The 9,353-nt window shown below is 70.1% G+C and carries 8 protein-coding genes and 1 rRNA gene; 3 read left to right on the top strand and 6 right to left on the bottom strand.

The window, feature by feature from the left end; translation table 11 throughout:
- Together rrf and AC07F3_RS39045 are read left to right on the top strand one after the other, a co-directional pair.
- A 5S ribosomal RNA gene (gene rrf / locus AC07F3_RS39050) occupies positions 1-90 on the top strand; the annotation flags it as partial.
- Positions 91-174: 84 nt separating this feature from the next.
- Positions 175-726: a GNAT family N-acetyltransferase gene (locus tag AC07F3_RS39045; RefSeq protein WP_479119651.1), complete on the top strand. Its 552-nt coding sequence runs from the start codon at positions 175-177 to the stop codon at positions 724-726.
- 19 nt (positions 727-745) lie between these two features.
- Here the strand turns inward: AC07F3_RS39045 and AC07F3_RS39040 are convergent, their stop codons facing one another.
- The 6 genes from AC07F3_RS39040 to AC07F3_RS39015 all read right to left on the bottom strand — a co-directional run bounded on the left by AC07F3_RS39040 (position 746) and on the right by AC07F3_RS39015 (position 8,025).
- Positions 746-2,341, bottom strand: coding sequence for a type IV secretory system conjugative DNA transfer family protein (locus AC07F3_RS39040; protein ID WP_479119650.1), 1,596 nt, complete (start codon positions 2,339-2,341; stop codon positions 746-748).
- Between the two features lies 1 nt (position 2,342).
- The gene (locus tag AC07F3_RS39035) at positions 2,343-3,770 is read right to left on the bottom strand and encodes an ATP-binding protein (RefSeq protein ID WP_479119648.1); all 1,428 of its coding nucleotides are present in this window, start codon (positions 3,768-3,770) and stop codon (positions 2,343-2,345) included.
- A 19-nt stretch (positions 3,771-3,789) separates the two neighbouring features.
- Positions 3,790-5,337, bottom strand: coding sequence for an SCO6880 family protein (locus AC07F3_RS39030; RefSeq protein WP_479119647.1), 1,548 nt, complete (start codon positions 5,335-5,337; stop codon positions 3,790-3,792).
- A complete protein-coding gene (locus AC07F3_RS39025) occupies positions 5,334-6,614 on the bottom strand; it encodes a hypothetical protein (protein ID WP_479119656.1) in 1,281 nt (426 codons plus the stop codon). Before AC07F3_RS39025 ends, AC07F3_RS39030 begins: the two co-directional genes overlap by 4 nt.
- Before the next feature lie 64 nt (positions 6,615-6,678).
- Positions 6,679-7,542: a hypothetical protein gene (locus tag AC07F3_RS39020; RefSeq protein ID WP_479119645.1), complete on the bottom strand. Its 864-nt coding sequence runs from the start codon at positions 7,540-7,542 to the stop codon at positions 6,679-6,681.
- Between the two features lie 174 nt (positions 7,543-7,716).
- Positions 7,717-8,025 (bottom strand): hypothetical protein, encoded by a 309-nt coding sequence (locus AC07F3_RS39015; protein ID WP_053729027.1) that lies wholly within the window; start codon positions 8,023-8,025, stop codon positions 7,717-7,719.
- Between the two features lie 410 nt (positions 8,026-8,435).
- On the opposite strand from AC07F3_RS39015, the gene AC07F3_RS39010 reads away from it, so the two are divergent.
- Positions 8,436-9,341 (top strand): trypsin-like serine peptidase, encoded by a 906-nt coding sequence (locus tag AC07F3_RS39010; protein WP_479119644.1) that lies wholly within the window; start codon positions 8,436-8,438, stop codon positions 9,339-9,341.
- The last annotated feature ends 12 nt before the right edge of the window (positions 9,342-9,353 follow it).

The following is a 9,353-nucleotide window of genomic DNA, read 5'->3' as shown; positions in this document are numbered from 1 at the left end:
CCCGGTTACATTCCGAACCCGGAAGCTAAGCCTTTCAGCGCCGATGGTACTGCAGGGGGGACCCTGTGGGAGAGTAGGACGCCGCCGAACAAATTTTGGGGAAAGCCCCGCACCAGACCCGTAGGAATACGGGTCACGGTGCGGGGCTTTTTCGCGTTGTGGCAGTATCCCTCCATGGAACATGTCATACGCCCTGTGCAGGCCGAGGAATGGCCCAAGGCCAAGGAACTCCGGCTTGCCTCGCTGCTCGATCCCGCAGCCCCGGTGGCCTTTCTCGACACGTATGAGAAAGCGGTCGGCCGGCCCGATGCGTACTGGCAGGAGCTCACGGTCGGAGCTTCGCAACAGGGCGGTGCCGTCCGGCAGTTCATTGCCGAGGGGCCCGACGGGGAGTGGGCCGGCCAGGTGGTGGTGCTGGTCGAGGCCGAGGGCGAGGACGACGTGTTCGGGAACAGGATTGCCGCACCGCAGGCCCAACTCGTGGGCGTGTTCGTACGGCCCGAGCACCGCGGCGTCGGGCTGACCGAGCGGCTCTTCGCGGCCGCGCTGGAGTGGGCCTGGGCGCTGCCGGAGCCGCGCCTGCACCGCGTACGGCTCTTCGTTCACGAGAACAACCCGCGCGCCCAGGCCTTCTACCGGAAGGTCGGCTTCGTGCCGACCGGCGTCACGGCGCTGCTGTCCGGGGACGGGTGCCACGACCTGGAGATGGAGATCGTCCGGCCGTAGGCGTACGGGACGGTAGCGGTCAGGCGAGGGTCTCGGTCCAGCGCGCCCGGGCCTGTTCGGGGGAGCGGAGCAGGACCAGGGTGGGCATGCCCAGGCTCTGGCCGGTCGACAGCAGCTCGGGGAGCCCGGGCAGCGGGGCCACGGCCGCGACGTCGTCCAGGACGAGTGTCATTGGTGGGTCGAGGCGACCGTCAGATGACCGTTCGGCCATGCGGCGGCCGCGCTCGACCACGTCTGAGGCGAGTGCCGTGAGCAGGGGCATCGCGGCGGGATGGGACCGGGGGTCCTCGATCGCTTCACCCACCACATAAAGGGTGCCCCCCTCGTTCACGAATGATTCCAGGGCGAGCGAATCCGCCCGGTTCGGGTTGCAGGCGTCGCGGATATGGATCGAGGAGAGACAGGCCAGTGCCCGCGCCGTCAACTGCTGGGCGATTTCCCGGCGTTCGGGGTAGGCGGTGAGCGCGGACTCCAGGAGCCCCGCGCCGCCGCCCTGGGCCTTGGGGTGGGTGCGGAGGATGCGTACCGGCTCCTGGGCGGACGTGCCCTGGGACCAGCGGTGCAGCTGCTTCATCGCCTTGCCGTCGCGGCTCTCCAGGGCGGCGGCGTGCAGCCAGCAGCGCAGGAGGGTTTCCGCGGTGTCCGCCATGGCGGCGTCCACGCGGGCCTGCGGGCGGACCGGGGCCAGCAGTGCGGCCGCCCTCGCGGCGGCGGTGTCGGGGTCTTCGCAGCCCGCGGTGGGGGACCAGTGCAGTCTGGCGGGGGTGTCGCAGCGGTGGGTCGGGTCGTAGACGTGCACGGGACCGAGCTTCGCCCGGGCGTCCTTCGTCTCCGCCCACAGGGTGGGGTCCGAGGTGACCACCAGGGCTGGGCCCTCCGCGTCCTGGATCGCCTGGAGGGCGCTGGGTCTTCTCGTTTCCGGGGCGCCGAAGAGGAGGCGGGGGGTCTGTTGTTCCGCCCGGGGGGCGGGGAGCTGTTCCCACGTGGCGGGGACGGGTTCCCTTGTGGGGGCCGGGTGTTGGTGCCCTGGCGGTGGTGCGGGCTCGGCCAGCGGCGACGGGCTGGGTGCGACCGGCTGAGCGGGGGCGGTGAGCGGGACTTCGGCGGCGGGGGTCCGCTGTGCCCACCCTTCCTCTGGGGCTCGGCTCCGCTCGGCCGGTGGAGGCCCCAGCAGCCCTGCGGAAGGATCGTCCGGGCTCAGGGGCGAAGGGAATCCGGGGGAGGCTTCCGGGGTCGGGCGCGGGGCGTGCTTCGCTCTCGATCTCACCGCTCGCCATCGGGTGAACGTGCCCAGGGCGAAGATCGTCAGGACGATCAGGATCAGGAGTTCGCCGATCAGGAGGCCCCAGAAGAGGCCGTAGCCGGAGAGGGCGGTCGGCGGGGTGTCGGGCCAGGCGGCCGGCAGGTCGTGGGGCGCGGTCACCAGGGAGCGCAGGGCCATCGGGCTGTGCGTGAACGATACGCCGGGGGGCCAGCCCCCGTGGGTGAACAGGCCCGCCAGGCCCGTGGCCGTCCACACCAGGACCGTGAGGCCCAGCAGGAAGGCCAGCAGGCCGATCAGGAGTCCGTCCGGGATGCCGCGCTGATCGCCTCTCGGTGCTCCGGTTCCGCTCACGTCAGGCCACCGTGGACTCGGACGAGCCGGAGGCGGCGGACAGGTGCTGTTCGATGAGGGCGGCCCGGCGTTCCGCCTCCGATTCGAGCTGGGAGTCCAGCTCCGAGGCCAGGATGTCGTCCGTGGACGCGGACTCGGTCATGGCGCGGTCGGTGAAGACCAGGGGGCGTTCGCGTTCCGTGATCAGGTGCTTCACCACCTGGACGTTGCCGTTGACGTCCCAGACCGCGATGCCCGGGGTGAGGGTGGGGATGATCTCGACCGCCCAGCGGGGCAGGCCGAGGACGCGGCCCGTGGCCCGGGCCTCGTCGGCCTTCTGGGCGTAGATCGTCCTGGTCGAGGCCATCTTCAGGATCGCCGCGGCTTCCCTCGCCGCCGCTCCGTCCACGACGTCGGAGAGGTGGTGGACCACCGCCACGAAGGACAGGCCGAGACGCCGGCCGAACTTCAGCAGGCGCTGGAAGAGCTGTGCCACGAAGGGGCTGTTGATGATGTGCCAGGCCTCCTCGACCAGGAAGATGCGCTTCTTCCGGTCGGGGCGGATCCAGGTGTGCTCCAGCCAGACGCCCACGATCGCCATCAGGATCGGCATCGCGATCGAATTGCGGTCGATGTGCGAGAGGTCGAAGACGATCAGGGGTGCGTCCAGGTCGATGCCCACCGTGGTCGGGCCGTCGAACATGCCGCGCAGGTCGCCGTCGACCAGGCGGTCGAGCACCAGGGCGACGTCCAGGCCCCAGGCCCGTACGTCGTCTATGTCGACGTTCATCGCCTCGGCCGACTCGGCCTCGGGATGGCGCAGTTGCTCGACGATGTCGGTCAGGACCGGCTGGCGGTCGGTGATCGTTCCGTTGACGTAGGCGTGCGCGACCTTGAGAGCGAAACCCGATCGTTCGTCCAGGCCGTGACCCATCGCCACTTCGATGATCGTTCGAAGCAGGGCGAGCTGGCCGGTCGTGGTGATCGCCGGGTCCAGCGGGTTGAGCCGGATGCCGCCGTCCATCGCGGTCATCGGGTCGAGCCGGATGGGAGTTATCCCCAGCTCGCGCGCGATGAGGTTCCATTCGCCGACGCCGTCCTCGCCCTGGGCGTCGAGCACGACCACCTGCCGGTCGCGGAACCTCAACTGCCGCAGCACATACGTCTTCTCCAGGGCCGACTTGCCGTTGCCGGACTCGCCGAGCACCAGCCAGTGCGGGGCCGGGAGCTGCTGGCCGTACAGCTGGAACGGGTCGTAGATGTAGCCCTTGCCGCTGTACACCTCGCGTCCGATGATCACGCCGGAGTCGCCGAGGCCGGGGGCGGCGGTCGGCAGGTAGACGGCCTGGGCCTGGCCCGTGGAGGTGCGGACGGGAAGGCGGGTGGTCTCCACCTTGCCGAAGAGCAGGGCGGTGAAGGCGTCGGTGACGAGAGACAGCGGATCTCGCATGGCGGGTACTGCCTCTCAACTAGCGGCGGATGCCGGTCGCGAACGGCAAGGTGTTGACGAAGGCCCGGTGGTGCTCGCGGTCGCACCACTCCAGCTTCAGGTACGACTTGCCCGCGGAGGCCCTGATGGTCCGCTTGTCGCGGGCCAGCGCCTCCGGCGAACGCGAGGACACCGTGATGTAGCCGACCAGGTTGACGCCCGCCGCCCCGCTCGCGAGGTCCTCGCCGCGCTGGTCGAGGCGGCCGTGGGCGGCGATGTCACGCGGGTCGACGGTGCGGTTCATCTTGGCCGCGCGGGACGCCTCCGCCTCGTCGTTGGTCTTCTCGGTGAGCATGCGCTCGATCGCGACCTCGGTGGGTTCGAGGTCCATGCAGACCGCGACGGTGCGGATCACGTCCGGCGTGTGGACGAGCAGCGGGGCCAGGAAGTTGACGCCGACCGGGGTCATCGGCCACTCCTTCACCCACGCCGTGGCGTGGCACCAGGGTGCCCGCGTCGAGGACTCGCGGGTCTTGGCCTGGAGGTAGGTGGGCTCCACGGCGTCGAGCTCGGCGGGCCAGGCGTTGCGCTTGGTCATGGCCTGGATGTGGTCGATGGGATGGTCCGGGTCGTACATGGAGTGCACGAGCGAGGCGAGCCGGCTCTGGCCGAGCGGCTGGCGCACCCGGATGTCGGCCTCCGCCAACCGGGCGCAGATGTCGGTCAGTTCGCGGGCCATGACGACCGCGAGACCGGCGTCGCGGTCGAGCTTGCGGCCGTGCGGGTTGGCGGCGCGGGCCATCGCGTGGGCCTCGGCGGCGAGCTCGCGGCTGTACTGCATGCAGGCCACGAGGTAGGCGCGGTGCTGCTCGCTGGAGGTGGACACCATGGACTGGAGCTGCTCGTACGACTCCTGGAGCCAGGCCGGGGCGTTCTTGTCGCCGCGCTGGGCGACGTCCTTGGCGTGCGCGTCGGGGTCGGCGGGCAGGGTGCGGGCCAGCATCTGGAGCCTCGTCACGAAGCCGTCGCCGTTGGCGACGTGCTTGAGGAGCGTGCCGAAGCGGTCGACCAGGGCCTCCTGGTCCTCGCTGTCGCGCAGTCCGACGCCCGGGCCCTCGATCTCGATCGCGGCGGTCACGGTACGCCGGTCGGCGTGCAGCAGGACCGCGATCTCGTCGGGGCCGAAGGGCGCCGCGAGCCAGTTGATGTGGCCGATCCCGGGCGGCGGCCCGACCTCGACCTCACGCCCGTCGAGCCGCACCCCCGCCTCGGCCGCCCCCGAGCGGAAGGCGGTGCCGCGCCGGAGCGAGCGCTTGTAACTGCGGTTGATCTCGAACCACTTGTAGAACGTGCGGTGCTTGTACGGCAGGTACACCGCGGCGAGCGCCAGGAACGGGAAGCCCATCAGGAGCACGATCCGCAGGGACAGGACGGGGACCAGCAGCCCGCACATCATGCCGAGGAAGGCGCCGCCGATGATCAGTACGATCTCGCCGGTCTCGCGGTTCTTGCCGACGACGGCCGACGGCCGGGCACGGCCGATCAGATACGTACGGCGGGGCGCGACCGGCTGGGACTGGGTCGTCAACGCCCTCCACCTCCAGTGTTCTTGTTACCTGTGTTGCGGCGGTGAGTGTGCGGCGTGCCCGACGTGGGACCGGAGCCGCTGCGCGGCGGGGGTGCGGCGGAGGGGACAGTTCCGCCGCCGACCCCGCCGCCGGAACCCCGGCTGCTGTGGGCGGACATGCCGCCGGACACGGCGTTCGCGGGACGGGCCTGGGTGGCTCCGCCCCCTTGGTTGCCCCGTCCGCTGTGGGTCTTGATGCCCTGGGAGACGAGGGCGGCGGGCGAGGAGATGAGGGCGGCGGCCTGGGAGCCGTCGGTGGCCTGCTTGCGGTTGGTGCGGGCGGAGGCGATCTCGTCGCCGAAGCCGGGCACGAAGCGGTAGATCATCGCCGAGGCGAAGATCGCGAGCAGGATGATGGCCAGCCCCGAGACGACCGCCGAGAACGAGTCCGGGCCCTTGCCGGAAGAGAGCGCCCCGGCGAGCCCGAGCACGATCACGATGACCGGTTTCACCATGATCACGGCGATCATGATGCCCGCCCAGCGGCGTACGTGGCCCCACATGTTCTTGTCGACGAGGCCCGCGTACACGACGGTGCCGAGCAGCGCTCCGACGTACAACAGGGCCGCCCGGATGACCAGTTCGAGGAAGAGGACGCCCGCGGCCAGGATCGACACGAGGGCGACGACGATCAGCATGATCGGCCCGCCGCCGATGTCCGTGCCCTTCTTGAGCGCGGCCGAGAACGACCCGAAGAACACGTCCGACTGGTTGCCGGTCGCGTTCGCGATGGCCTCCGTGACGGCGTCGGTCGCCGATACGACGGTGTAGAGGATCAGGGGCGTGAACGCGGAGGCGAGGACCGTCAGCCACAGGAAGCCCACGGCCTCCGAGATCGCCGTCGACAGCGGCACCCCGCGGATGGCCCGCTTGGCCACGGCCAGGAGCCACAGGACGAGGGTGAGGAAGGTCGCGGCGGCGAAGACGACGGCGTACTGGGTGCGGAAGCTGGGGTTGGTGAAGTCGACCGTCGCCGTCGACTTCACCGCGTCGGAGAGCTTGCCGACGATCCAGGCGGCCGCGTCGGCACAGCCCTTCGCCAGGGAGGTCAGGGGGTCGGCGGATTGGGTGTCGGGTGGCGGGGCGGTGCTGCCCTTGGCCGCGCCGCTGGTGCAGTACTGCTTGGCCGGGCCGATCAGGAGGTCGCAGGGGTCGTTGCTCGGGCTCGGGCTCGGACTCGGACTGCCACCCGGCCCGCTCGGTGTGGGAGAAGGAGCGGCATACGCCCTGCTCGCCATCAGCACGGCCCAGGTCTGGACGGTTGTGAACACACCAGTGATCGAGAGAGCGCGGCGGGACGGCTTACCGGGCATAGGTGAAGCCTCCGTACTCCTCAACCGCCTTGCTGATGGAATCGGCGCTGGACGCTGCGATGTCGCCGGGGACGGGCGCCGGGCCGTCGGTCTGGGTGTCGTTGGTGACCTTCCAGTCGTTGCCGGACCACTGGAGGTCGAAGGTCCAGGTCTTCCACGTGGTACGTACAGGGTCGGTCGAGCCGGGACCGGACATGCCGATCAGGCCGGTGTACCAGACGGCGACCTTCGCGCTCGTCGTGCGGAAGTCCTGCACCTTGGTGCCGACCGGGATGGTGCGTGAGACGAACGTGTTGCCCGGGGGCGTGTGCCCATCGGCGTCCAGGCCCATTCTCTTCAGGAAGTCGGCTGAGTAGGCGGCGTCCTGCGGCCCTTTCAGCTTGGCGGCAGCATCGGCCGTGTACACGCAGTCGATGATCTGGTGCCTGCTGTCTCGATTGAACATTCCAGTCGATCCCAGGGTCACCGCGTAATTGGCCGCAGCCGACTGTGCCCCCTGCTCGGTCTGGGGGAAGCCGGATGCGATGCCGGCCTGTTTGCCGGCTACCGGCTTCGTGCCGGTTGCCGCCGTCGACCGGCCGTCCGGCTTCTTCGCGTTCTGGCCGTCCGCCGAGGAACCGGAGTCGCCGCCCCGGTTCGCGAAGGCGATCGCGGCCACCAGCAGGACCACGACGCCCACCACCATGACGAGCGAGCGGTTGTTGCGCGGGGGGCGGCGGGCGCCGCCGTAGCTGTCGCCGGTGCCTTCCGGGAGGCGGGTACGGGTCTGGCGGGTGCCGCCGAGCGTGCTGAAGCGGTCGTCCCCGGGGCCCGGGGCACCCCCGCCGTGGCCCGGCTCGTCGTCGAAACTCATGCCTGCGCCCCCTCGACCGTTGGCGGTTCCGCGTAGTACGACGGTAGCCGTGCTGGTTCCCGCGCGGGCGCGGTGTGGTGACTCGACATCAGGGAGACGCAACCTCTGCCGTTGGGCACGACGGACGGGTGGTGTGAGGGGGACAGAAACGGGAGCGGGTCGGCTGACGCAGGGTCAGACGGCCATCCCGTACACGATGGTGAAGAGCGTTCCCAGCGAGCCGATGATGAAGACTCCGGTCAGGCCCGCCACGATCAGGCCCTTGCCCTGTTCGGCGCTGAAGGTGTCGCGCAGCGCCGTCGCTCCGATCCGCTGTTTGGCCGCACCCCACACCGCGATGCCGAGGCAGAGGAGGATGGCCACCGCCATCACCACCTCTACCATGATGCGGGCCTCGTTGCCGAGCGTCCCGAACGGCCCCCAGTTGGGGGCGATTCCGCCGATGATGGTGGTGATGTCGCCTTTTCCGGCTGCCAGGTACATGTAACTCACCGCCCCTGTCGGGTAGTTCGAAGCCCCTGCCCCATGGCATGGGTCAGGTTCTATCTTCGCTGATGAAACCGGCGGAGTAGGACGCCTTGGCGCCTCTCTTTACCCGCCCCCGCACGCCAGTGCCGGTCCCACCGCCCTGACCTGCGGTGGGACCGGTTGTATGCGGAAACGCGTATGGTCACTCTGTGTATCACGCAGGGTGACTCCGGGCAATGACTGTCGTTGTTACACCCTTGGGCCGCTTGTCGTGTCGGCGGCCCGGGTACGGGTGCCCAGGCGACGGGCCGCTTCATAGAAACTTCTCAGAAAAGGTTCATGGTCGTTCTCAGCCGGGCCCGCGAGAGTCAGAGTGTTCGCAGTAGTCAGCAAGCAGGCCCGCCGACCACCAGGAGACGCACCGTATGAAGCGCACTGGCATCTCCGGGATGAAGTTCGCGTCCAGGCGCGGACGGTTCAGCGCGCTCTCGGCCGCGGCGGTGCTGCTGGTCATACCGGCGTACGGGGACCACGACGTGGCGTCCAGGAACCTGACCGAGGCGGCACCGGCGACGGCGGCCAACGCGCGGGTGGGCGCCCTGTTCAAGGGGGACCTCGACGGCGGGCACTACTGCACCGCATCGGTGGTGCACAGCTCGGGCCACGACCTCATCGTCACCGCCGCGCACTGCCTTCCCCCGGACGAGTCGGAGGACGGCAAGGCGGTGTTCGTGCCCGCGTACCGGGACGGTGCGGCGCCGTACGGGACCTGGCCGGTGCAGTCGGTGTACGCGGACGACAGCTGGAACGAGGACGGCGACCAGGACAGCGACGTGGCCTTCGCGGTGCTCGGGCCCGGCTCGGACGGCGGCAAGAAGGTGGAGGACGTGGTGGGCGCCGCGCCGCTGTTCGCGGGCCGCGCGACCGGGCAGTCCGTGACCATCACCGGCTACCCGGGCGACACCGAGGCCCCGCAGGTCTGCACGAACACGTCCATCGCGTACGGCGACACCCAGCAGCGCATCGACTGCCCCGACTTCCCGGGCGGCACCAGCGGCAGCCCGTGGGTCGTGGCGGGCGGGGCGGTCGCGGGGGTCATCGGCGGGTACGAGTTCGGCGGCGACGACCCGGACGTCTCGTACAGCATCGTCTTCGGGCAGCACACCAAGTCGCTGTTCAAGCTGGCGGAGTCGGCGGGCGACCCGAAACCGTCGGCCCCGGTGACGACCATCAGCCCCCAACCCGTCGCCAGCAGTACACCGATGACGTCCGGTCAGGCGGCCGCCCAGCCGACGGATCAGGCGATCACGTGCGCCTGCCTCCTTCCTTGATCAGTGGACCGT

The sequence above is a fragment of the Streptomyces sp. NPDC045846 genome (assembly GCF_056431605.1).
The sequence above is the reverse complement of the archived record's forward strand: the minus strand, read 5'-3'. Positions and strand labels throughout refer to the sequence as shown.